Origin of the sequence: Bacillus clarus (genome assembly GCF_000746925.1) — a bacterium.
GTDB lineage: Bacteria > Bacillota > Bacilli > Bacillales > Bacillaceae_G > Bacillus_A > Bacillus_A clarus.
Window position 1 is genome coordinate 1,483,738 of record NZ_JMQC01000008.1, and the last position, 23,697, is coordinate 1,507,434.

23 protein-coding genes, 1 pseudogene and 4 other annotated features (1 of these 28 only partly in view) are annotated in these 23,697 nt (G+C 37.6%); of the genes and pseudogenes, 6 read left to right on the top strand and 18 right to left on the bottom strand.

The window, feature by feature from the left end:
• Window positions 1-10: 10 nt before the first annotated feature.
• The 3 genes from polX to zapA are packed head-to-tail and all read right to left on the bottom strand — an operon-like array spanning window position 11 to window position 2,594.
• Window positions 11-1,729: a DNA polymerase/3'-5' exonuclease PolX gene (gene polX, locus DJ93_RS08400; protein ID WP_042984162.1), complete on the bottom strand. Its 1,719-nt coding sequence runs from the start codon at window positions 1,727-1,729 to the stop codon at window positions 11-13.
• Window positions 1,730-1,783: 54 nt separating this feature from the next.
• Window positions 1,784-2,323, bottom strand: a complete 540-nt coding sequence (locus DJ93_RS08405) for a CvpA family protein (protein WP_042980211.1) — start codon at window positions 2,321-2,323, stop codon at window positions 1,784-1,786.
• A 1-nt stretch (window position 2,324) separates the two neighbouring features.
• Complete coding sequence (gene zapA / locus DJ93_RS08410) at window positions 2,325-2,594, bottom strand: cell division protein ZapA (protein WP_000082701.1); 270 nt, start codon at window positions 2,592-2,594, stop codon at window positions 2,325-2,327.
• A gap of 124 nt (window positions 2,595-2,718) precedes the next feature.
• On the opposite strand from zapA, the gene rnhC reads away from it, so the two are divergent.
• Window positions 2,719-3,657: a ribonuclease HIII gene (gene rnhC / locus DJ93_RS08415; RefSeq protein WP_042980212.1), complete on the top strand. Its 939-nt coding sequence runs from the start codon at window positions 2,719-2,721 to the stop codon at window positions 3,655-3,657.
• A 217-nt stretch (window positions 3,658-3,874) separates the two neighbouring features.
• Here rnhC and DJ93_RS08420 read toward each other — a convergent pair whose 3' ends face one another.
• The 6 genes from DJ93_RS08420 to DJ93_RS08445 form a co-directional block, all read right to left on the bottom strand.
• Window positions 3,875-4,009: a YuzL family protein gene (locus DJ93_RS08420; RefSeq protein ID WP_042980214.1), complete on the bottom strand. Its 135-nt coding sequence runs from the start codon at window positions 4,007-4,009 to the stop codon at window positions 3,875-3,877.
• Between the two features lie 82 nt (window positions 4,010-4,091).
• Entirely contained in the window at window positions 4,092-4,994 is a 903-nt protein-coding gene (locus DJ93_RS08425; protein WP_042980215.1) for an SDR family oxidoreductase, read from the bottom strand.
• 180 nt (window positions 4,995-5,174) lie between these two features.
• Window positions 5,175-6,566, bottom strand: coding sequence for an asparagine--tRNA ligase (gene asnS, locus DJ93_RS08430; protein ID WP_042980216.1), 1,392 nt, complete (start codon window positions 6,564-6,566; stop codon window positions 5,175-5,177).
• Between the two features lie 52 nt (window positions 6,567-6,618).
• Window positions 6,619-6,870, bottom strand: a binding site (T-box leader).
• A gap of 216 nt (window positions 6,871-7,086) precedes the next feature.
• A complete protein-coding gene (gene pheT / locus DJ93_RS08435; protein ID WP_042980217.1) occupies window positions 7,087-9,507 on the bottom strand; it encodes a phenylalanine--tRNA ligase subunit beta in 2,421 nt (806 codons plus the stop codon).
• Between the two features lie 18 nt (window positions 9,508-9,525).
• Window positions 9,526-10,560 carry a phenylalanine--tRNA ligase subunit alpha gene (gene pheS, locus DJ93_RS08440; RefSeq protein ID WP_000388217.1) on the bottom strand — a complete coding sequence of 345 codons (1,035 nt, stop codon included), beginning with the start codon at window positions 10,558-10,560 and terminating at the stop codon, window positions 9,526-9,528.
• 43 nt (window positions 10,561-10,603) lie between these two features.
• Window positions 10,604-10,832, bottom strand: a binding site (T-box leader).
• Window positions 10,833-10,894: 62 nt separating this feature from the next.
• Entirely contained in the window at window positions 10,895-11,692 is a 798-nt protein-coding gene (locus tag DJ93_RS08445) for a TrmH family RNA methyltransferase (protein WP_042980219.1), read from the bottom strand.
• 82 nt (window positions 11,693-11,774) lie between these two features.
• Here DJ93_RS08445 and sspI point away from each other — a divergent pair, with 82 nt between their 5' ends.
• From sspI to DJ93_RS08465, 4 genes are all read left to right on the top strand, one after another.
• Window positions 11,775-11,984, top strand: a complete 210-nt coding sequence (gene sspI / locus DJ93_RS08450; RefSeq protein WP_042980220.1) for a small acid-soluble spore protein SspI — start codon at window positions 11,775-11,777, stop codon at window positions 11,982-11,984.
• A 329-nt stretch (window positions 11,985-12,313) separates the two neighbouring features.
• Window positions 12,314-12,871, top strand: a complete 558-nt coding sequence (locus DJ93_RS08455; protein WP_042980221.1) for an HD domain-containing protein — start codon at window positions 12,314-12,316, stop codon at window positions 12,869-12,871.
• 160 nt (window positions 12,872-13,031) lie between these two features.
• Window positions 13,032-13,745 carry a CPBP family intramembrane glutamic endopeptidase gene (locus DJ93_RS08460; protein ID WP_042980222.1) on the top strand — a complete coding sequence of 238 codons (714 nt, stop codon included), beginning with the start codon at window positions 13,032-13,034 and terminating at the stop codon, window positions 13,743-13,745.
• 221 nt (window positions 13,746-13,966) lie between these two features.
• Window positions 13,967-14,281, top strand: coding sequence for a hypothetical protein (locus DJ93_RS08465; protein WP_042980223.1), 315 nt, complete (start codon window positions 13,967-13,969; stop codon window positions 14,279-14,281).
• A gap of 33 nt (window positions 14,282-14,314) precedes the next feature.
• On the opposite strand, the gene DJ93_RS08470 is transcribed toward DJ93_RS08465, so the two are convergent.
• Together DJ93_RS08470 and DJ93_RS08475 are read right to left on the bottom strand one after the other, a co-directional pair.
• Entirely contained in the window at window positions 14,315-16,108 is a 1,794-nt protein-coding gene (locus DJ93_RS08470) for a DHA2 family efflux MFS transporter permease subunit (RefSeq protein WP_042980224.1), read from the bottom strand.
• 12 nt (window positions 16,109-16,120) lie between these two features.
• Window positions 16,121-16,774 (bottom strand): HlyD family secretion protein, encoded by a 654-nt coding sequence (locus DJ93_RS08475; protein ID WP_042980226.1) that lies wholly within the window; start codon window positions 16,772-16,774, stop codon window positions 16,121-16,123.
• A gap of 296 nt (window positions 16,775-17,070) precedes the next feature.
• On the opposite strand from DJ93_RS08475, the gene DJ93_RS08480 reads away from it, so the two are divergent.
• Window positions 17,071-17,688 (top strand): TetR/AcrR family transcriptional regulator, encoded by a 618-nt coding sequence (locus DJ93_RS08480; RefSeq protein WP_042980227.1) that lies wholly within the window; start codon window positions 17,071-17,073, stop codon window positions 17,686-17,688.
• A 41-nt stretch (window positions 17,689-17,729) separates the two neighbouring features.
• On the opposite strand, the gene DJ93_RS08485 is transcribed toward DJ93_RS08480, so the two are convergent.
• The 7 genes and pseudogenes from DJ93_RS08485 to thrS form a co-directional block, all read right to left on the bottom strand.
• Window positions 17,730-18,815 (bottom strand): M42 family metallopeptidase, encoded by a 1,086-nt coding sequence (locus DJ93_RS08485; RefSeq protein ID WP_042980229.1) that lies wholly within the window; start codon window positions 18,813-18,815, stop codon window positions 17,730-17,732.
• 69 nt (window positions 18,816-18,884) lie between these two features.
• Window positions 18,885-19,376, bottom strand: a complete 492-nt coding sequence (locus DJ93_RS08490) for a dUTP diphosphatase (RefSeq protein ID WP_042980231.1) — start codon at window positions 19,374-19,376, stop codon at window positions 18,885-18,887.
• A gap of 315 nt (window positions 19,377-19,691) precedes the next feature.
• Window positions 19,692-20,015 (bottom strand): annotated as a pseudogene (locus tag DJ93_RS08495) (zinc-binding dehydrogenase); the annotation flags it as partial.
• 118 nt (window positions 20,016-20,133) lie between these two features.
• Window positions 20,134-20,490 carry a 50S ribosomal protein L20 gene (gene rplT / locus DJ93_RS08500; protein ID WP_042980234.1) on the bottom strand — a complete coding sequence of 119 codons (357 nt, stop codon included), beginning with the start codon at window positions 20,488-20,490 and terminating at the stop codon, window positions 20,134-20,136.
• 38 nt (window positions 20,491-20,528) lie between these two features.
• Complete coding sequence (gene rpmI / locus DJ93_RS08505) at window positions 20,529-20,729, bottom strand: 50S ribosomal protein L35 (RefSeq protein WP_001125945.1); 201 nt, start codon at window positions 20,727-20,729, stop codon at window positions 20,529-20,531.
• Between the two features lie 21 nt (window positions 20,730-20,750).
• Window positions 20,751-21,254: a translation initiation factor IF-3 gene (gene infC, locus DJ93_RS08510; protein WP_181969219.1), complete on the bottom strand. Its 504-nt coding sequence runs from the start codon at window positions 21,252-21,254 to the stop codon at window positions 20,751-20,753.
• Between the two features lie 63 nt (window positions 21,255-21,317).
• Window positions 21,318-21,438: a sequence feature (ribosomal protein L20 leader region), on the bottom strand.
• A 210-nt stretch (window positions 21,439-21,648) separates the two neighbouring features.
• Entirely contained in the window at window positions 21,649-23,580 is a 1,932-nt protein-coding gene (gene thrS, locus DJ93_RS08515; protein ID WP_042980236.1) for a threonine--tRNA ligase, read from the bottom strand.
• Between the two features lie 47 nt (window positions 23,581-23,627).
• Window positions 23,628-23,697, bottom strand: a binding site (T-box leader) (it continues 158 nt past the right edge of the window).

Here is a 23,697-nt window from a genome sequence, read left to right on the forward strand (position 1 = left end):
CCCCCTTGTGTTACTTATTACGTTTAATATAGTCTAATAAACGTTCAATATCCCATGTGTTAATCACGTTATCTTTTTGAATCCACCCTTTACGTGCTGCTGCTACACCTGTTTCCATATCTTCTAGCATTTCAAGTGTATGAGCATCCGTATTAATCGCTACTTTTACACCAGCATCTTGTGCTTGCTTTAATAGTTTCGCGCTTAAATCTAGACGGTTTGGATTCGCATTTAATTCTAAAACGGTATTTGTTTCTTTTGCGAGTTCAATTAATAAATCTGTATCTACATCGTAACCTTCACGGCGTCCAAGAAGACGTCCTGTCGGATGGGCAATCATTGTGACATGCTTATTCTCAAGTGCTGTACGAAGGCGTTTCATAATCGTTTCACGGTCTTGTGAGAAGCTAGAGTGAATCGCTCCAATTACGTAATCAAGTTCAGCTAGTACTTCATCATCAAAATCAAGTGTCGCATCTGGTAAAATATCCATTTCAATTCCACGTAAAATTGTGATATCTGGGTATTTTTCGTTCATGCGCTCAATTTCTTTTCCTTGTTCACGAAGGCGTTCTTTCGTCAAACCGTTCGCTACTTTCAAGTATTGTGAATGGTCGGTAATTGCCATAAATTTATAACCACGAGCACGACATGCCTGTACCATTTCCTCAATTGAAAAGGCACCGTCACTCCATGTTGTATGCATATGTAAATCACCTTGTATATCAGAGAACTGAATTAAGTTTGGGTACTCTTGAATTAATTCAATTTCTTTTCCATCCTCACGTACTTCTGGTGGAATGAAAGGAAGGCCAAAATGGGCGAAGAACGCTTCTTCTGTTTCGAATGTTTTCACTTCACCTGTCTCTAAGTTTTCCACGCCGTACTCACTGATTTTCTCACCGTTATCTTTCGCAATTTGGCGCATTCTTACGTTATGGTCTTTTGATCCTGTGAAATGGTGAAGAGTTGTAATAAATTCTTCTGGTTTTACAAGACGGAAATCAATCGAAATATCATATTCATATTGAAGGCGAACAGACACTTTCGTATCTCCACTTGCAATCACTTCAATCATATTATCGAATTGTAGTAAACGTTCACGTACTGCCGCTGGTTCTGTCGTCGCAATGATGAAATCTAAATCTTTCACTGTTTCACGAACGCGTCGTAAACTCCCTGCACGTGAGAAGCGAATTACTTCAGCAATATTCGACAATTTCTCTTCTATTTCCCCGGCAATAGGCAAGACCATTGCAATTGGCAAACGCTCTGGACGAGATCCAACTTGAGCGATTGCCTCTAATATTTTCTCTTCTGTTTTCTTACCGAATCCAGCTAAAGCTTGTACTTTATTTTCTTCACAAGCCGTTTTTAATGTTTCCATATCGATAACGCCAAGCTCTTTATACAACTTCGCTACTTTTTTACCACCAAGCCCTGGCAATTTTAATAACGGTAATAAGCTGCTCGGTACTTCTTTTTCAAGTTCCTCTAATACTTCAGATGTCCCCGACTCAATATATTCTTGAATAACAGCCGCTGTTCCTTTTCCGATACCTGGAATCTTTGTAAAATCTTCAATTTCAGAAAGACTGCGATCGTCGCTTTCTAGCGCTGCTGCCGCTTTACGAAATGCTGATATTTTGAATGGATTTTCGCCCTTTAACTCCATAAAAAGGCCGATTGTCTCTAATAATTTAATAACTTGTTTTTTATTTACTTTCATAATGCCCCGCCTTTCTTTCATAGAAAAAAACTCCTCTTTCCGAAAAAAGAGAAGTTATACTCTGCTACCTGTCTGCCATAGTTCCTTCACCTTTTCAGAAAGAATCGGTGTATCGTCTACCATTATTTTGCTAATTGATGATTTTTGTAATGGTGTTTGTATTTGTTCAATTGGAAGAATCGTTCCAACAATAATTAAAACAAACAAAATGATATATACTTCTAAAAATCCAAGTATTGCCCCAGCAAATGCATTTACTTGCTTTAAAACTGGTATTTCCGCAAACATGTTTAGCAAATTACCAAGTAATGAAAGTGCGATTTTTGTAATAATAAATAATACAATAAACGCAATCGCTTGATAAAATACTGTTTCAATATTATTTGCATCAATCCATTCTGGAACTGATACATTTTTATCAAATGGATACGGGATAATTTTCGCAAGTGCTGGCGCTAAATCTTTACAATACCAGTATGCAACAAGGTATGCGATAATAAAGCTTGTTAACTTTACAAGTTGCAAAATAAATCCTCTGCGTAAACCGAGGAAAAATCCCATAACAAGCAGTAAAATGATAATGATATCAATCATGTTATTCCATTCCTTTTTTTGTCATACTTTCTTTCAATTTCTCATGTTCTTCTTTTAATTTTATGTAATCGTGTATGACGTTTACCGCCGTCAATACCGCTAGTCTACTCGTATCAAGCGAAGGATTCTTGGCATTGAGTTCGCGCATTTTATCATCCACAATCGCTGCTACCATGCGGATATGACTTGTACTTTCATCGCCAACAACTGAATATTGTTGACCATAGATTTCTACATTAATTCGACTTTTCTTTCCCTTTTGTTGTGACAACTCACCGGCCTCCAATCACGTACAGAATCCTAAAGTTTATCATACCATGAACCATCATAATATGGAAACAGAAAGAACAATCCGATATGATAAAAACAACAATATAAAAAAAGGAGCGACCATTTTGTCAAATTCTATCGTAATACAAACAAGTTCTAGTGCAATTGAAGACATGAAACAACAATATAAACAAGCGCTTAGCCCGAAAGTTCCGCAAGGTGGTATCTTTATGGCAAAGGTACCATCTTGCACGATTACAGCATATAAATCAGGAAAAGTAATGTTCCAAGGAGGCCGTGCCGAAGCAGAAGCTGCGCGCTGGCAAACCGTTTCTCAAACGCCTAAATCTGCCGTTAAAAAGACGGCCAATTCACATCGCTACGCTCCGCCTTCTTCTATTGGCACAATGTCGATTGTAGGCTCTGATGAAGTAGGTACTGGAGATTTCTTTGGACCAATGACAGTTGTTGCTGTATATGTGGATGCAAAGCAAATTCCACTTTTAAAAGAACTTGGTGTAAAAGATTCCAAAAACTTAAATGATGCTCAAATTGCTGAGATTGCAAAACAACTCCTTAGCGTTGTTCCTTACAGCTCTCTCGTTTTGCATAACGAAAAATATAACGAGCTCTTTGACAAAGGAAACAACCAAGGTAAACTAAAAGCTTTACTGCATAATAAAGCCATTACAAACTTGTTAGCAAAAATCGCGCCTACAAAACCAGAAGGTGTCCTAATCGATCAATTCACGCAGCCGGATACATATTATAAATATTTAGCAAAACAAAAAGCAGTACAGCGTGAAAATGTTTACTTCGCTACAAAAGGCGAAAGTGTCCATTTAGCAGTAGCCGCAGCTTCCATCTTAGCTCGTTACTCATTCGTAAAACAGTTTGATGAACTAAGCAAAAAAGCCGGCATGCCACTTCCGAAAGGTGCGGGTAAACAAGTTGATATTGCCGCAGCTAAATTAATTCAAAAGCTCGGAAAAGAAAGACTCCCTGAGTTTGTGAAACTACATTTTGCTAATACAGAAAAAGCGTTTCGCTTATTGAAAAAATAACTACTTTTTAGTATCGACAGGATATAGATGAACTAAACAAGGCGAAAAGAATTGAGTTCTTTTCGCCTTTTATGAATGAAGAATGGGTAAATAGAATCTCGCACGCTCCTATTTTTGTCGCATATCGTCGGAAGATCGATATATTTCAATTTCTGCCGATATACGTTCATTTACTATTCACCTAAAAAAGAGAGTCTCCATGACTCCCTTTTTATGTTCAACTTCGTTTCTGCTTCTTATTTGATGAAGGTACTTTATGAGAACCCGTTTCATGCGTAGTCGTTCCTTGTCCTTCCACTTCTGGAGAACCTAGGCCTGATCTAGAATGATCTGTTTTCACTTTTTTACTCATTGCACTCACCCCCAAGATTACTTTTTACTTAAGGGTAAAAAACTATGCAACATAACCATCTAAACATACACTGGCTACTCTTTTATTTTCGTGTCTGTTTTTCACTAATGTCCCATAAACGTTTTGCGACATCCTTATCCAAGGCAGCTTCAGACGGCTTTTCTATTTGCTTATCGACATAGTAAAAACCACTATGATCAGTAAATCCAGTTGATTCTGCTAGCCATATTAAAGTTTCAGCGCCTTCCTCAGGCGTACGAGAGAAAGGTTTCATTGCTGCCATAGTTAAGCGAGCAACCAGACCATTGTCCTGGTTGAAATTCGTAGCCACTAGCCCCGGGTCGAAACTGTAAGCGATAACACCTGTTCCCTCCAACCGCTGTGCCAATTCAGAGGTAAATAAAATATTAGCTAATTTTGTTTGGGCATAACGCATCGTAGGACCGCCCATGAATCTCTTAACACCACGATAAAGTTGTTCTGCATCTAAATCATCGAAATCAATTCCCTTTTTAGCCATTTTGTGACCATGAGATGCGGTGGTAATGACACGAGCAGGAGCACTTTCCTTTAAACGCTCCAACAGCAAATTAGTAAGTAGGAATGGACCTAAATGGTTAACCGCCCAAGTCATCTCCAAACCGTCCTCCGTAATTTTCCTTGTTTGAAATAAAGCGCCAGCATTATTCACTAATATATCTATTCTAGGACACTTTTCTAAAATATCAGTAGCTACCCGGCGTATAGATTGTTGGGAAGCCATATCAGCCAGAAATAGATCTACCACCGCATTCCCATTCGTTAGATCCTGAATTTGAGTCATAGCATCATTCGCTTTTGCTTCGTTGCGTGCAATGATTCCTAGCTTGGCGCCGCGTTCTGCAAATACCTTAGCTGCCGCTAGTCCAATACCACTTGTTGCACCAGTGATTACTACATACTTGTCACGCAATGTCCACTTTGTATGACTTGGAATTTCCCCCATCGCACCAAAACTCCTTTCCCTTTCCCGTAAATGTTTCATTCGTTTTACTATATATGAAATGAGAAGGGAACTATGAACAACATTTTTTCCAATCTTGAAATACTTAATAAAACTTGAGTTCTAGTCACACCCTCTTCCAATAAAAAAAGCGAGAGCAGTTGCTCTCGCTTTTTTATCATTTTAAAACTCCGAAGAACCTGGAGTTCTTGGGAATGGAATTACGTCACGGATGTTAGCCATGCCAGTGATATACATTAGGAAGCGCTCGAAGCCTAGACCGAATCCAGCGTGTTTTGTACCGCCGTATTTTCTAAGTTCTAAGTACCACCAGTAGTCTTCTTCATTCATGCCTAATTCTTTAATTCTGTCTACTAAAACGTCCATTCTTTCTTCACGTTGGCTTCCGCCGATTAATTCGCCGATGCCAGGAACTAGAAGGTCAGTAGCAGCTACTGTTTTTCCATCTTCATTAAGGCGCATGTAAAATGCTTTAATGTCTTTCGGATAGTCAGTTACGAATACAGGGCGTTTGAAGATTTCTTCTGATAAGTATCTTTCGTGCTCTGTTTGTAAGTCAATACCCCATTCTACTGGATATTTGAAGTCAGCGCCTGATTCTTGAAGCACTTTAATTGCTTCTGTATAAGTGATGCGACCAAAGTCAGAGTTGATTACGTTGTTCATGCGCTCTAGCACTGTTTTATCAACGAAGCTGTTGAAGAATTCCATTTCTTCTGGTGCATGTTCTAATACATATTTCATTGCATATTTCAGCATATCTTCTGTAAGGTTCATTACGTCGCCTAATTCAGCAAATGCAATCTCAGGCTCAACCATCCAGAACTCAGCTGCGTGGCGAGTTGTGTTAGAGTTTTCTGCACGGAATGTAGGTCCGAATGTGTATACATCACGGAATGCTAATGCGTAAGCTTCAGCATTAAGTTGTCCACTTACTGTTAAGTTTGTTTCTTTACCGAAGAAGTCTTTTGATTCATCAACTTGTCCGTCTTCACCTTTTGGCACGTTGTTTAAATCTTGCGTTGTTACGCGGAACATTTCGCCTGCACCTTCTGTATCGCTACCAGTGATAATTGGTGTGTGAACATGTACGAAACCACGCTCTTGGAAGAATTGGTGAATCGCAAACGCTGCGATAGAACGCACGCGGAATGTTGCAGAGAATGCATTTGTTCTTGGACGTAAGTGAGCGATTGTACGTAAGTATTCAAACGTATGACGCTTCTTTTGAAGTGGGTAATCAGAATCTGATAAGCCCTCGATATCAATTTTATCTGCTTTAATTTCAAATGGTTGTTTTGCTCCAGGTGTTGCAATTACTTTACCTTCTACTTTCACTGAAGAGCTAAGTGGAAGTTTTGCAATTTCTTTGAAGTTATCTAATTCTGTATCGAAAACGATTTGAACGCTTTTGAAGAAGCTACCGTCGTTTAATTCGATGAAACCAAATGCTTTTGAATCACGTAAGTTACGAATCCACCCTGATACTTGTACTGTTTGATCTGCATACTTTTCTGTATCTCTATACAGACTTTTTACTAATGTGTTTTCCATAGTGAAATTCTCCTTTGCTGATATATTTAAATACAAAAAAACCTTTCATCCATAAAGGGACGAAAGGTTAAACTTCGCGGTACCACCCAATTTGTCATAAAGACCAACTTTAACTCGTATGTAATACATACTTCCCGGTTTGTAACAGGCCGGATTCCCGTCTAAGTCTACTCTTGAATACAAGATTCAATTTCGGTTAGCAACTCCAAGGTGTTCTTCACATATACCGCCTCATCAGGCTCTCACCGTCCCTGACTCGCTATGGATTATAGTATATATTACTTTTCCTTATCATCGTCTTTCATTTTGTTAAACTAAAATTAATGTACTACATTCGAGGGAAAGATGCAAGATACCTTGATATATATCGGCGATTTTTGCAATTTATCGACCGCAACTTCAAATTTATCAGCGATTTTTATAATTTATCGGCGATTCGACATAGAATATCGACTTATCAACAATAATCGACAACCGCTCCAATAAAAAAATTGCCGGAATTAAATCCGGCAATTTTTAATTACTTACGTAACTCCGCACCAAATTTCTCTTCTACCGCTGTTAATACACGGTTATGTGCTTCTGTTACTTCTTCGTCTGTTAATGTACGTTCTGCATCGAAGTAGTTCATAGAGAATGCAAGTGATTTCTTGCCTTCTTCCATTTTTTCACCTTCGTATAAGTCGAATAGTGTTACGTCTTTCAGAAGTTCTCCGCCAGCTTCAGCAATGACTTGCTTCATTTCACCAGCTTTTGTTTCTTTTGTTACTACAACAGCCATATCACGTGTCATAGATGGGAAACGCGGAATTGCTGAGTAGTAAGTTTCCTCCGCGTCTGCACCGAATACTTTTACAAGAGATAGTTCGAATACGAATGTATTTTTCACATCTAATTGTTTTTCTGTTTCTGGGTGCAATTGACCGATGAATCCAATTACTTCACCATCTAATACGATGTCAGCTGTACGGCCTGGGTGCATACCTTCACGTTTTGCTGGTGCATATGTGATTTGGTTTGCAACGCCAAGTACGTCGAATAATCCTTCTAGTACACCTTTCACAACGAAGAAGTCTACCACTTTCTTCTCACCTTGCCATGCATGGTGAAGAGCAAGACCTGTCATAACACCTGCAAGATGTTGTTCTTCTTTCGGAAGTTCTCCTGCTTCTGTTGGCAAGAAGACAGAACCTACTTCATATAAAGCGACGCTGTCGTTTTTACGAGCAACATTGTATGAAACTGCTTCTAACAATTGTGGTACTAAGCTTAAACGAAGTTGGCTACGCTCTTCACTCATTGGAAGTGCAAGGTTTACAGGAGCTTTTTCGTTTGGCTCAACCATATATTGTTTCGCTTTGTCAGCGCTTGTTAATGAATACGTGATTGCTTCATATAAACCAGCACCTTCTAAGAATCGACGTACTTTACGACGTTTCGTTTGTGCTGCTGTTAATTTACCACGAGTCATCGTTCCAGAAGGTAATGTAACTGGAATGTGGTCATAACCGTATAGGCGTCCCACTTCTTCTACTAAGTCTTCTGAAATTGTAATGTCAGGACGACGTGCTGGTACGTTCACATGGAATGTTCCTTCTACTTCTGTGAATGGGAATTTTAAGTTTGTGAAAATTGTACCCATTTTGCTCGCAGAAATATCTGTACCTAATACACGATTTACTTTTTCAACTGTAACAGATACTGTACGCTCTTGTACTTGTAAGTTATCAACTTCCGCTACGCCTTCAAGGGCTTCGCCACCAGCGTATTTTGCCATTAAAGCAGCAGCGTGTTGAATTGCTTCAAATGTACGTGTTGGGTCGATTCCTTTTTCGAAACGTGCACTTGATTCACTGCGAAGACCTAAGTCTTTTGATGTACGACGTACTGTTTGACCTGCAAAGTATGCAGACTCAATTAGAACGTTTACTGTATCATTTGTAACTTCAGAATCAGCTCCGCCCATTACACCCGCAACAGCTAAAGCTTTTGTGCCGTTTGTAATTACAAGGTGGTGGCTTTGTAATGTACGCTCTTGATCATCTAACGTTTCAATTGTTTCGTCTTCTTTTGCAAGACGAACAACGATTTCTTTTGAACCTAATTTATCGTAATCGAATGCATGTAACGGTTGACCGTATTCCATTAAAATGTAGTTTGTAATATCAACTACGTTGCTAATTGGACGAATGCCAGCTGCCATAAGGCGAGTTTGCATCCACATTGGTGATGGACCAATCTTTACGTTTTTAACCATTTTTGCAATATATAATGGATTTTCTTCTTTCGCTTCTACACTTACAGAAATGTAATCAGAAGTTTTTTCTGCTGTTTCTTGTAAGTCGATAGCTGGAAGCTTCACTTCACGGCCGTAAATAGCAGCTACTTCATATGCAACACCTAACATGTTTAAGCAATCTGCACGGTTTGGTGTTAAACCAAGCTCAAGTACTTCATCATGTAAGTTTAAAATTTCAAGTGCATCTGCACCAACTTCAGCGTCACTCGGGAAGATGAAGATACCGTCTGCGTACTCTTTCGCAACTAGCTTTCCATCAATACCAAGCTCTTGAAGAGCACAAACCATACCGTGAGAAGCTTCTCCACGTAGTTTTGCTTTTTTAATTTTGAAATTACCAGGAAGTACAGCACCAACTTTTGCAACTGGTACTTTTAAACCTTTTGCAATGTTAGCAGCACCACAAATAATTTGTACTGGTTCTTCTTCACCGATATCGATTAAGCATTTGCTTAATTTATCAGCTTCTGGGTGTTTTTCACATTCTAATACGTGACCAACTACAACACCTTTTACACCTTTATTTAATACTTCAACGCCTTCTACTTCAATACCACTTTTCGTGATTTTGTCTGCTAGTTCTTGTGCTGTTACATCTTTAATATCTACATACTCTTGTAACCAACGATATGATACGAACATATTTATCCTCTCCTTCCCTTACGCTCGTTTGAATTGTTGTAAGAAACGCACATCATTTGTATAGAAATGACGAATGTCATCTACGCCGTATTTCAACATTGCGATACGCTCTGCGCCCATACCGAATGCGAAACCTTGATATTCTTTTGAGTCATAACCAGCCATTTCAAGTACGTTCGGATGAACCATACCTGCGCCTAAAATTTCAATCCAGCCAGTTCCTTTACAAGTGCCGCAACCTTTACCGTGACACATCATACAAGAAATATCCATCTCTACAGATGGCTCTGTGAATGGGAAGAAACTTGGACGAAGACGGATTTCACGGTCTTCACCGAACATCTTTTTCACGAATACTTGCAGTGTTCCTTTTAAATCACTCATACGAATGTTTTTATCAATTACAAGACCTTCAATTTGCATGAACTGGTGTGAATGTGTCGCATCATCGTCATCGCGGCGATACACTTTACCAGGACAAATAATTTTGATTGGGCCCTTTTCTTTATTATTTTCCATCGTACGTGCTTGCACAGAAGATGTATGCGTACGTAGTAACGTTTCTTCTGTAATGTAGAATGTATCTTGCATATCACGCGCTGGGTGATCTTTCGGTAAGTTTAATGCTTCGAAGTTGTAGTAGTCTTTTTCTACTTCTGTTCCTTCAGCCACTTCATAACCCATCCCAATGAATACATCTTCAATTTGTTCAACAACAGCTGTTAACGGATGGTGACAACCTGTTTCAACAGGACGACCTGGTAGTGTAACATCAATAGTTTCAGTAGCTAATTTTGCTTCAATTACCGCTTTTTCTAAGTTACCAATTTTGTCATCTAGACGCGTTTGAATTGCTTCACGTACTTCATTTACTAATGCTCCCATACGTGGACGCTCTTCTGCTGATAATTTTCCCATGCCGCGTAATACTTCTGTAATTGGACCTTTTTTTCCTAAATACGCTACGCGTACGTCGTTTAAGCCCTTTAGCTCTTTCGCTTCTTCAATAAGCTCTAACGCTTTTTGCTTTAGCTCTTTTAAACGTGCTTCCATTTGGAACCCTCCTAATTTTAAAAATAAAAAAACCTCGCTCCCAAAAAGGGACGAGGTAAATTCGCGGTACCACCCTAAATTGACAGAACAAGTCTGCCCACTCATTAGTTATAACGATCAATTCTGACCGGAACGCCTTTACATATAAATGGTCCTGGCGTCAACTCCAGAGGTGAATTCACTTCCGTCTACCATAAGAATGCTTTCAGTCTACGGCACTCTCTCCCTATATGGCGATTTTGTAAGCTACTCTTCTCTATCAACGTTTTTCGTTATTTAACTTTTATTGTATGTTCATTACAAACATATACTTCAACTTATTATAAGAAGTTTTTTATTTGTTCGCAACTGGGCTTTGTAAATAATATGTTAAAATCCCTGCTGCAACCGCAACATTTAATGATTCTGCCCCACCGTAAATCGGAATATACAAGTTTTGATCAGTTTTCACAAGAATTTCTTGGCGTACGCCACTTCCTTCATTTCCTACAATTAATGCAAAACTTCCGGCCGGTGTTACTTCACCATACGGAACTCCATTTTCAAGAGCTGTTCCATATACAGGAACATTATTTTCTTTTAACTTGTCTACCCATTCTTCTAAGTTCCCTTTTACAATCGGTAAGTGGAAAATAGAACCTTGTGTAGAGCGTAATACTTTACTATTGTAAACATCAACGCAACCTTCTCCAAGCACAACGGCATGAATACCAGCTGCATCAGCTGTACGAATAATCGTCCCTAAATTACCCGGGTCTTGAAGACCATCTAATAAAAGAAATTTCCCATCTGTAAGAGCTACTTCTTTCTCATCTTTCTCACAAACAGCAAATACACCTTGCGTTGTTTCTGTTTCACGAAGTACCTTTACAATTGCTTCAGGTACGATATACATTTCAACATCAGTAACTGTCCAATCTTTCGGAAGATCAGTTTGATCTGAAACGATAAGTTCTGTTACAACTCCTGCCCTTAAAGCTTCCTCCACTAAGTGGAATCCTTCTACGAAGAATACACCTTTTTTATCGCGCTCTTTTTTCGTCTGCAGCTTTTTCCACTGCTTCACACGCGGATTTTGTACTGAATCAATGTTTTTCATAATATGTATTTCCCTCTCTTCTTGTCTTATCATTATAGCCTATTTTTCATACATATTTACATAAAAAAGAACAAAAACTAATGTCAGTTTCAATTCAGAAGAAGAGGTGAAAGTGATGAATTTTAATCTACGCGGTGCTGTATTAGCGAATGTATCTGGAAATTCACAAGATCAATTACAAGAAACAATTGTTGATGCAATTCAAAGCGGCGAAGAAAAAATGCTTCCAGGGCTCGGCGTTTTATTCGAAGTCATTTGGAAAAATGCGGATGAAAATGAAAAGCATGAAATGTTAGAAACACTTGAGCAAGGCTTAAAAAAATAAGCATTCACAAATCACCTTAGCATAAGCTAAGGTGATTTTTATGTGCACACAAAAATTTTCTTCTCCTAAACATTTCTACTTTACTAACTCTACTTGATGGAGTACAATGTTCAAAATACATTTAAACCGATCGATTTTCTTCATATACACCATTAGATAAAGTGAAACTTTAATTAGTGGGGAGGGGTGTTCATCCCCACTAATTATTAGCCTTCACCAATCGGGCTTTTACGGGCAGTTGATTCCCCACCTAACTTCCTCGTATTCGCCGAATTTTGAAGTAGGAATCTTACTGCCCGTTAAAGCGGGATAAAAGGAGTGAATGTTTTATGCACCGTATTACGCTTGAACAAATTTTTCAACATCACATTACACAAAAATACGTAAACCGTTCTGGAATGGTCCATGCAATTGCTGTCGCTTACCATGCGTTTCACTTAGCTAAAAAGCATCACGCCTCAGTCGATGCTGCAACAAAAGCTGGTTTCCTTCATGATATCGGACATCATACATGGTACACAGGCGGCGAATGGGACTATGAACTGTACAAAAAGAATGATATACATGCGATTAAAGGAGCAGAAAGAGCTCATAAATTATTAATCCGCTTAGGAGAACATCCTATTCAAGCAAAAGAAATTTCAGTTGCAATTTTATTGCACACTGATTCTTTCCTAGTAGAACAAACGCTTGAAAGAACGCCTTTACAAAATATTATTAAGTGGGCAGATGAAGCGGACGAAGAACCGGGTGGAGCACACCATTATAGAACGATTTCTTATGAAAAAGCATTAAAAGCAATTCAGCAATTAGACCGACTGATAGAGCGTGAGTTACAAATACAAAAAGCAAAATCTCATAAAAAAGTAGAGCAAATCTACCAATAAAAAAGAGGCATCACTACAGTGTGATACCTCTTTTATTATTTTACCCTAAAAAATACACAGAATATTTAAAAACACAATCTTGTATGTAATATTTAAACGTAACATTCCAAACGTAAATCAATTATAATTATATATAAATATAGAGAGGTGATTTAAATATATGCAATCAACTACACAACTTCCGTATGAACAAAAATACTCCATGTCATGGGGACAATTTATTAGCTCTGTCTTATTCGCTTTCTTTGGCACTGGGCTTATCACTTTATTCCTAGCACTGCCTTTAACGATTTACACAGATGGTCTTACAAATAAAAAACAAACCGCCTTGTACGAATCTATCGCAAACACCACAAGTATTGCATTACAACTATTCGTTTTGTTATTGTTCATATTTAAATATAAACCAGCAAAAAAACTATTATTATCGGCTTTTAACTTTGAAGCACTCAAAAACTGGCGTACATACGTATACTTACTTCTTTTCTTCGTTTTAAATATTATTCTCAATTTCATTATGTTAAATTATGTATTCCCAGACGCAACAACCGAACAATCTTCCGCCTTAAGCTTAAACATTTTAAATCAGTATCAAATATTATTACTTATCGGCTTTGCAATACTCACACCCATTTTTGAAGAACTCATTTTCCGAGGTTTTATACTTCGCTTCTTCTCAGAGCGTTTTCCATTTTGGATTGCAGCAATTTTAACAAGCTTCTTCTTCGGAATTGCTCACACATACTCACTTGGGGTAATGGTAATCACTTTCTTCATGGGGCTATTGATGGCTATATTATGTAAGAAAACGAACTCTATTATTCCAGCTATGCTCTTTCATATTATGAATAATACATTGGCCTTTTTAGGCTAAAAAGGAGGTATCACCTTGATATCTCCTTTTACTAATTTTCTACACTTATTCATTCATTTTGTTCCCCTTCATTTCTATCAACTCATGTCCGTAGATGATTCATTCCCTATTCAATAGAGATTTTTTCTAATCTCATGTTATCAACTACTTAAAAATATGATAGGAGATTTCATATAGAAGATGATGGAATATTAGTTTAGGTTTTCTTAGCCCCCATTTTTATGTTATGTGGAATTATTGGTGGCGTTTTTTTAATTGCTGCTGGAATTAAATATCGTAAATCACTTACCATTATAGCTGGATTGGTTTGCCTATTACTTATCATTGTTCCTATCATTATTAGTATAGGAATTGGAATAGATGTAGAGAAACAAATTCCAATTTCAGCTACTGTGTATTGGAGCCTATTCCCTTTAGCTGGACTATTAGCTATTGTAAGTGGGAGACAAATAACAAGCATTCGTTCTATGGGAACGATTATGTTTATAACGGGATTCTTCATGGTAATTGCTTATCAACTTCTAGTTATGACTTAATAGTTTTATGAAAGCACAAAAAAGCAGGGAAAATTAATTCCCTGCTTTTCTATTTGGTTTATTACCTGACTGTAAGAAGAATGATAACACCCAAGCAATACCTGCTAATATTGTTGCAATTAAGAAGGCATCGTTAATACCGTTAATTGCAGATAGCTTCGAAATTTGTCCGGATAATAATTGGGAGCTCATTGCATCTCCTGCTTGTGCAGAACCGGCTACCGCTGCTAAACTTTGACCCATTCCATGCGCTTTATCAACTAAAATCGGGTTTGTTGTTGTTAACATATTGCCGTAATCTGCTACGTGAGCAGTAGTTTGCTGCGTCATAATTGTGATTAAGATTGCTGTTCCAATTGAACCAGCTACTTGTCTCGATGTATTTTGCGTTGCTGTACCGTGAGAAATTAATTTCATCGGCAGCGCGTTCATACCAGCTGTCATAATTGGCATCATAATGAATGACATACCAATTGAACGTATAATATAATCCGTCATAATAACGCTATACGGTGTATCCATCGATAACTTTGTAAATTCATATGTCGCAAATGTCGTAATAGCTAATCCAATAATTGCTAGCGGACGAATGCCGTATTTATCAAATAACTTCCCTGCAATCGGTCCCATAATCCCCATAATTAATGATCCTGGAAGAAGTAGTAAACCCGATTCGATTGGCGTAAAGCCGCGAATATTTTGCAAGTATACTGGAAGTAATAACATACCTCCAAATAATGCCATCGTTACGATCGCGTTAATTAATAATGTGAAAGTGAACGTTGGATATTTAAACACTTGTAAATCAAGCATTTTATTATCAGTCGTTAGCTCTCTCCAAATAAATACTGCGATACCTATTACACCAACAATAAGTGAAATAACAACTTCCGCACTAGTCCAACTATTATTCCCAGCTTCACTAAATCCGTACAGTAAGCTGCCTAATCCAATACTTGAACTAATAACACCAAATATATCTAGCTTCGTTTTAGAAACTGGCTGAGCTAGTGTAAAGAATTTTAAAGATAAAAACGTGATAATTAAACCGATAACAAACATTGCATAGAACATTAAGTTCCAGCTATAGTTTTCAATAACCCAACCTGTTACAGTCGGTCCGATAGCAGGTGCTAAAATCATTGCTACCCCCAATAATCCCATAGCTGCTCCGCGCTTATGAGGTGGAAATAACGTCATGAAGATATTCATACCAACTGGCATTAAAATACCTGCACCAACCGCTTGAATAACGCGGCCTGTCATCATCATCGTAAAGTTTCCTGATGTAGCACAAATGATAGATCCTACAGTAAAGAATAACATCGCCGCTACGAATAATTTACGATACGTAAACCGTGAAACTAAAAAGGCACTAATCGGTACTAAAATTCCGTTTACAAGCATGAAGCCTGTAATTAACCATTGTGCTGTTGAAGTCGATACGTTAAATTCGTTCATTAATGGTGGCAACGCAACATTAATGATTGTTTGGTTTAAAATAGAAACGAACATACCGAGAATTAATACGGCTACAACCGCTTTTACATTTACACTCTCTATCGGCAATTGTCTCTTCAGCATTTCTTTTTCCTGTTTCACTTGTTCTTGCTTCCCTGTTTCTAATTCCACTACATTAGAAGCTTCTGTTTCTTGTTTTTGTTCAAGTTCTTTCTCTACTGTTTCTACTTTACTTACTTCTATCTTACTTACGGCTGGGACTTGTTCTTCTCCCACATTCGTTTTTTTCTTTCGTAAAAGACGATTTACAAGGAAGAAGACGATTATACAAAATAGTGCATATCCTGCAATTGCAATTGAGGACATCTCATCTCCCCCTTACTTATGAATACGAACTGTCACATTCATTCCAGGAACAATATTTACTGATTTGCTATGATCTAAAGAAATTTTAACTGGTACAACTTGAGTTACTTTCGTATAGTTCGCTGTTGCGTTGCTTGATGGTAACATAGAAAATGTATTTGCTGTTGTTAATCCAACTTGTTCTACTTTCCCTGTTAACGTTGTATCTGGATATGCATCTACATATACATCTACTGTTTGACCTTTTTGAACATCATCAACATCTGTTTCTTCAATGTTTGCTGTTACCCATAAATTGTTCATATCAAATGCGTAAGCAATCGGGCTTCCTGCTCCAACGAACGCATTTGTTGTTGCGTTTGATTGTACAACTGTTGCATTTTGTGGAATTGTTACATCCATCGTTTGCTCACCATTTGCTCCAGCTACAGTAACAGCACCTAATTTATCATTTTCATTGTAATTTTTACCTACTTCAGCTTTCCATTCTGTTAATTTCCCTGCTACTGGTGATGCAATTGGGATTACTTTCCCGTCAATCTTTGCATTGTCTGTTTTTAAATAGTTTTCTGCTTGGTTGTAATAGTAGTAACCGCCAATACCGCCGCCAACTAGTACAATTAATGTGATAATGTTGATAATCACCATTCTTCGAAACTGATTCATTGCATTCCTCTCCTTATATCGCATATAATTTTTTTCTAAACTATTTTACATCCTTTTTGTTTAGATTGTTTAATTGTTAATTATATTAACCTTTAAACAAAAAAAGCACACCTTTGCGATGCAAACAACGTTTTGCCTACATGCGAGCGGTGCTGATTTCTAAAGGACTATCGTTTATAATTATAAATAATTATTTTGAATCCACAACCGACAATTTAAGTATATATGTCGCTTAACCAACATTACACTACATATGTGTTGTTTAAGTTTTAAAAAACAAACAAGGAGAAATAATAATGTCTATTAAAAATACAAATGATCCACGTGTAAAACGCACAAGACAACTCATACAGGATGCTTTTGTCGCTTTAGTAGGCGAAAAGGGCTTTGAAAATGTAACTGTACAACATATCGCTGAGCGTGCCCCTGTAAATCGTGCCACATTTTATAGTCATTACCATGATAAATATGATTTATTAGAGAAAAGCATAGAAGAAATGTTAGAAAAACTAGCCGAAGTAATTAAACCAAAAAAGCGAAATAAGGAAGATTTTCAGCTCACATTTGACTCACCGCATCCGACTTTTTTAGCTTTATTTGAACATATTGCAGAAAATGCTAACTTCTATAACGTTATGCTTGGTGATAAAGCAGCGGGAAACTACTCTTATAAAATGATGAAAACAATCCAAACACATTTAACATTAAGCTTATCTATTTCTCAGCCAGATGATGAAGAACTAATGGTTCCACGTGATATTCTTATTAGTTATGTCACAGGTGCTCATATCGGAATGATTATGTCATGGCTAAAAAAAGGCATGATTTACACGCCACATTTTATGGCGATGCAGTTAACACGTCTAATTATTTTAGGAGCTCATGCTGCAGCTGGATTAGAAAAACCTTTTTAAAAATGCAAAAAGCGAAGGAGATCCTCCTTCGCTTTTTCTTATTAATTAAATGTAATGTTATGTACAGTCTCTTTATCAAGACGCTTAATAACTTCTACAATTAACTTCACTGCATTTTCATAATCATCACGATGTAACATCGCCGCATGAGAATGTATGTAACGAGTTGCGATTGTAATTGCCATAGATGGAATACCGTTTACAGAAACATGAATTGCGCCTGCATCTGTTCCGCCACCAGCTACAGAATCGTATTGGTATGGAATCTGTAATTCATCAGCAACATCAACAACGAAATTACGTAACCCTGTATGACCGATGACAGATGCATCATATAAAATGATTTGTGGTCCATCACCCATTTTACTTTGTGCTTCTTTCGCTGTTACACCTGGTGTATCACCAGCAATACCAACATCTACCGCGAACGCGATATCTGGCTTAATATAATTTGCAGACGTTTTCGCACCGCGGAGGCCTACTTCTTCTTGTACAGTTCCAACGCCATATACAACGTTTGGATGCTGTTCATCTTTTAATTGTTTTAATACGTCAATTGCAATTGCACAACCAATGCGGTTATCCCATGCTTTTGCAAGTAACATTTTTTCATTATTCATCACTTGGAATTCAAAGTAAGGTACAACTTGATCCCCTGGTCGTACGCCCCATTCCATCGCTTCTTCTTGACTAGAAGCACCGATATCAATAAACATATCTTTAATTTCAACTGGTTTTTTACGAGCTTCTGGCGGTAAAATGTGTGGTGGTTTTGAACCAATTACACCTGTTACATCACCTTTACGCGTTACGATTGTTACACGTTGTGCAAGCATAACTTGTGACCACCAGCCACCAACTGTTTGGAAACGAAGGAAGCCTTTGTCATCAATTTGCGTAATCATAAATCCAACTTCATCTAAATGACCAGCAACCATAATTTTCGGACCGTTTTCTTCCCCAACTTTTTTTGCAACTAAACTTCCTAAATTATCTGTAGAAAGTTCATCTGCAAACGGCTCGATATACTTCTTCATCACTTCACGTGGTTCACGCTCATTCCCCGCAATACCTCGTGCATCTGTTAATTCTTTTAGCATTGTCAATGTCGCGTCTAATTTTGTCATTGCCAACACCCTCCTTTTTCTTCAGTCACTTCATTATACAAAAGGAAATTGAAATATTCAAAAATTAACTTAGTATCCTTGTGTTTGACGCTGGTGGTTTACTTCGTTTTTATCTAAATACGCTTTTTCAATTTCTTCCTGATCAAATTCAAGTGCTTGTCCAAGGCGAAGATAGCTTGTAAATAATTCAATATAATTTGTAATAGATGGTTGATCTGTAAAACGAATTACTTTCGCATACGTGTCTAAGAAAATTTCAACCTGCGTCTTGTTCGTTTGCGCGCATTTATAGAATAAGAAGTTTTTATCAATCCCTAAATCAATTCCAATTGATAAAATGAAATGCAAACCATCTACATATTCTTCTAGTATGACTTCACGCTCAGATGCTGGCTTATTGCTCCAATATTTAAAGCAACGTGTTTCATTTGCAAGCTCTCCAATTTCTACAAGCAGCGCTAGCATTTTTTCTTTTAATAATTTCTTCGGCTGTAAATTGTGTTCTTTCGCAATACGATCATCTAATTCTTTTTGTAATTTAAATAGTTGTAGTAAGTCCATTCTATTGTCCTCCTCCAACATCGCATATTATGCAACAATGTTGTTTCATCTCAAAGTTCATTATCATTTTTTATTTCTTATTTAATAAGTCAGCTACCTACACCTTTACTTGGTAGCTTGTCCTTAATTTGCAAATACGTTTCAATCATCATCTATAAATTGTTTACATGATGAAAGGTCCATATCATCTTTCCATTATAGCAGTGTCGTTTCTACTAGGAAAGATGCCTTTCCTTATGAATGAGCGCAAACTAAAAAGTCAGGGGGATTCTCCCCTGACTTTCCATTCTATATTCTTCTATATCGCTATAGTTTTTATACTGATTTTGTCATATCGATAACGACACGTCCGTTACTCTTTCCTTCTTCCATTTCAGTGAAAATATCGTTGATTTCATGAAGATGGCGTGTTTCTATAATTGCTTTTACTTTCCCTTCTGCTGCAAATTGCAATGTCTCTTGTAAATCTTTTCTTGCCCCTACAATAGAACCGATAATCTTTACACCATTTAATACAGTATCAAATATTGGTACTTCCATCATTTCTGGCGGTAAACCTACTGCGACACATGCACCACCACGTCTAACGGAACGATACGCTTGATCAAACGCTGGTTTTGATACCGCTGTACAAATAGAAGGAATAGCCTTATCAATTATGGCAATAGTTCATGGAATATTTTGCAAATCATGGAATGACTACAATTAATATAAATAAAAAAACCTTAGAAGAAAATCTTCTAAGGTTTTTAAATAATTAGTTTAAGTTGTTTTTTGCAACTGTTGCTAATTCAGCGAAAGCTTTTTCGTCATGAACAGCTAAGTCAGCAAGCATCTTGCGGTTAACTTCGATGCCAGCATTTTTTAAACCGTGCATTAAGCGGCTGTAAGAAAGACCATTCATACGAGCTGCTGCGTTAATACGAGTGATCCATAATTTACGGAAGTCACGTTTCTTTTGACGACGGTCACGGAACGCATATAATAGAGACTTCATTACTTGTTGGTTAGCAACTTTGAATAAAGTATTCTTTGAACCGTAGTAACCTTTCGCTAGTTTAATCATTTTTTTACGACGTTTACGAGTAACTGTACCACCTTTTACTCTTGGCATAATATTACCTCCTAGTTTGTTCTATCTATAAACCGAACTTATTTTAAGTTGTCAAGCATTTGACGAATGCGTTTGAAGTCACCAGCGCTTACTACACCAGCTTTACGTAGTTTACGTTTAGCTTTTGTAGATTTGTTAGCGAATAAATGGCTTGTGTAAGCGTGTGAACGCTTAAGTTTACCAGATCCAGTCTTTTTGAAACGCTTTGCAGCGCCGCGATGAGTTTTTTGTTTAGGCATAGGTATTTCCTCCTCTATCTATTACTTATCGTTTTTCGGTGCTAAAACTAAGAACATACTACGTCCTTCCATTTTAGGCTTAGATTCGATTGTACTAACTTCAGCACAAGCTTCAGCGAAACGATCTAAGACACGTTGACCGATTTCTTTATGAGTAATGGCACGTCCTTTAAAGCGAATTGACGCTTTAACCTTGTCGCCCTTCTCTAAAAACTTGATAGCATTACGAAGTTTTGTGTTAAAGTCATGTTCATCGATTGTTGGACTTAAACGAACTTCTTTCATGCTAATTATTTTTTGATTTTTGCGCTGTTCTTTTTCTTTCTTTTGTTGCTCAAAGCGGAATTTACCGTAGTCCATAATGCGGCATACTGGTGGTTTCGCATTTGGAGCAACCAATACTAAATCAAGATTAAGATTTGCAGCTAAGTCTAAAGCGTCATTACGAGACTTGATTCCAAGTTGATCGCCATTTGCGCCAACTAAACGTACTTCACGTGCACGAATTTGCTCGTTAATCATCATATCCTTGCTAATAGTAAGCCACCTCCAAGGTTTTCTCAGAATATGTTTTGCAATCATAGAACCCGAACAAAAAAAGTGCGGGCATATGACACCCACACTTGTAATATCTTTAGTAAGAAATACATTTACCTGTTAACTGCGAATGCGTCATTCAGGTGAGAAGCGGGTGCTTCTACTTGTTCTACAAAACAATATTCTATTATCCTTGATGAGTTTACCATAGGACATGAAGTCTGTCAAGAAGACGCGACTTGTTTTACTAACAACAAGAAACATTGTAACAAACAACTTGCATACATGCAATACTTTTTTATGATAAGTATTGTATGGTTATTTTTTCTAGCTTTTCTTATTTATAATACATAAGAAAACCGCGGTATACCGCGGCTCTTTCTTATCGTTTTCCTTCTACTTTAATCATATCAACAAAAGCATCTAATGCGATTGTTTCTGATTTTTGCTCACCGTATTTACGTACGTTCACGCCATTTTCAGTAACTTCATTGTCACCTACTACAAGCATATACGGAATTTTTTGCATTTGCGCTTCACGGATTTTGTAGCCAATTTTCTCTTCACGAGTATCTACTTCAACACGGATACCAGCACGTTGTAAGTCTTCCTGTACTTTCTTCGCATAGTCTAAATGTACTTGCGGAGAAACTGGAATTACTTGCACTTGAACTGGAGCTAACCAAGTTGGGAATGCACCTTTGTATTCTTCAATTAAGAAGGCAACGAAACGTTCCATAGTCGATACAACACCACGGTGAATTACAACTGGGCGATGTTGTTTACCATCTTCACCAACGTAAGTTAATTCAAAGCGTTCTGGAAGTAAGAAGTCTAGTTGTACAGTTGAAAGTGTTTCGTCTTTTCCTAGTGCAGTACGAACTTGAACATCAAGTTTTGGACCGTAGAATGCCGCTTCGCCTTCAGCTTCATAGTACTCAAGACCCATTTCATCCATAGCTTCTTTTAACATACCTTGTGCTTTTTCCCACATCTCATCGTCAGCATAATACTTTTTAGTATCTTCTGGGTCACGGTAAGATAGACGGAATGAATAGTTTTCTAAACCGAAATCTTTGTACACTTCTAAAGTTAAGTTTACTACGCGCTTTAACTCTTCTTTAATTTGATCTGGACGAACGAAAATATGCGCATCATTTAAAGTCATTCCGCGTACACGTTGTAATCCAGATAGCGCACCAGACATTTCATAGCGGTGCATTGTTCCAAGCTCCGCAATACGAATTGGTAATTCACGGTAGCTGTGAATATCATTTTTATAAACCATCATATGGTGAGGACAGTTCATTGGACGAAGAACTAATTCTTCGTTATCCATTTCCATCGATGGGAACATACCATCACGGTAGTGATTCCAGTGACCAGAAGTTTCATAAAGCTCTCTACTTCCTAATACTGGAGTATATACGTGGTCATATCCTAGGCTTGCTTCTTTATCAACGATATAACGCTCAATAATACGACGGATTGTTGCACCTTTTGGTAACCAAAGTGGTAAACCTTGTCCTACTTTTTGGCTATTTGTAAATAGTTTTAACTCTTTACCTAATTTACGGTGATCACGCTCTTTCGCTTCTTCAAGCATACGTAAATGCTCATCTAATTCTGCTTTCTTCACGAATGCAGTACCGTAAATACGTTGTAGCATTTTATTATTGCTATCGCCACGCCAGTAAGCACCTGCAACGCTTAACAATTTAAATACTTTAATCTTTCCTGTAGATGGAAGGTGAACACCACGGCAAAGGTCGAAAAATTCGCCTTGTTCGTAAATTGAAATAACCGCATCTTCTGGAAGATCGTTAATTAAGTCTAATTTTAAGTCATCGCCAATTTCTTCGTAACGACGAAGCGCTTCAGCGCGTGGTACTTCATGACGAACGATTTCTAAGTTCTCATTCACAATTTTTTGCATTTCTTTTTCGATTTTTTTGAAGTCTTCAACTGTAATTGCTTCTTCCATATCGATATCGTAGTAGAAGCCGTTTTCGATTACTGGACCGATACCAAGTTTTACATCTTTATATAAACGTTTTAACGCTTGTGCTAAAAGATGTGCTGTTGAGTGGCGTAAAATATATAAACCATCTTCAGAATCTAATGTAATGATAGAAACCGCACCATCTTCTTCAATTGGTGTAGAAAGATCGATCATCTCATCATTTAATTTTCCAGCCACAGCTTTTTTCTTTAAGCCTGGGCTAATAGAAGCTGCGATTTCTTCAGTTGTTGTTCCTTTTGGGAACTCCTTCACAGCTCCATCAGGGAAAGTAATTTTAACTACATCTGCCATCACTGGTCACTCCTCTTTTTTTCAAAATAAAAAACACTCATCCCATAAAAAGGGACGAGTGTTGAATTCGTGGTTCCACCCTTGTTCCAATTAACTAAATTGTTAATTGCTCAAGTT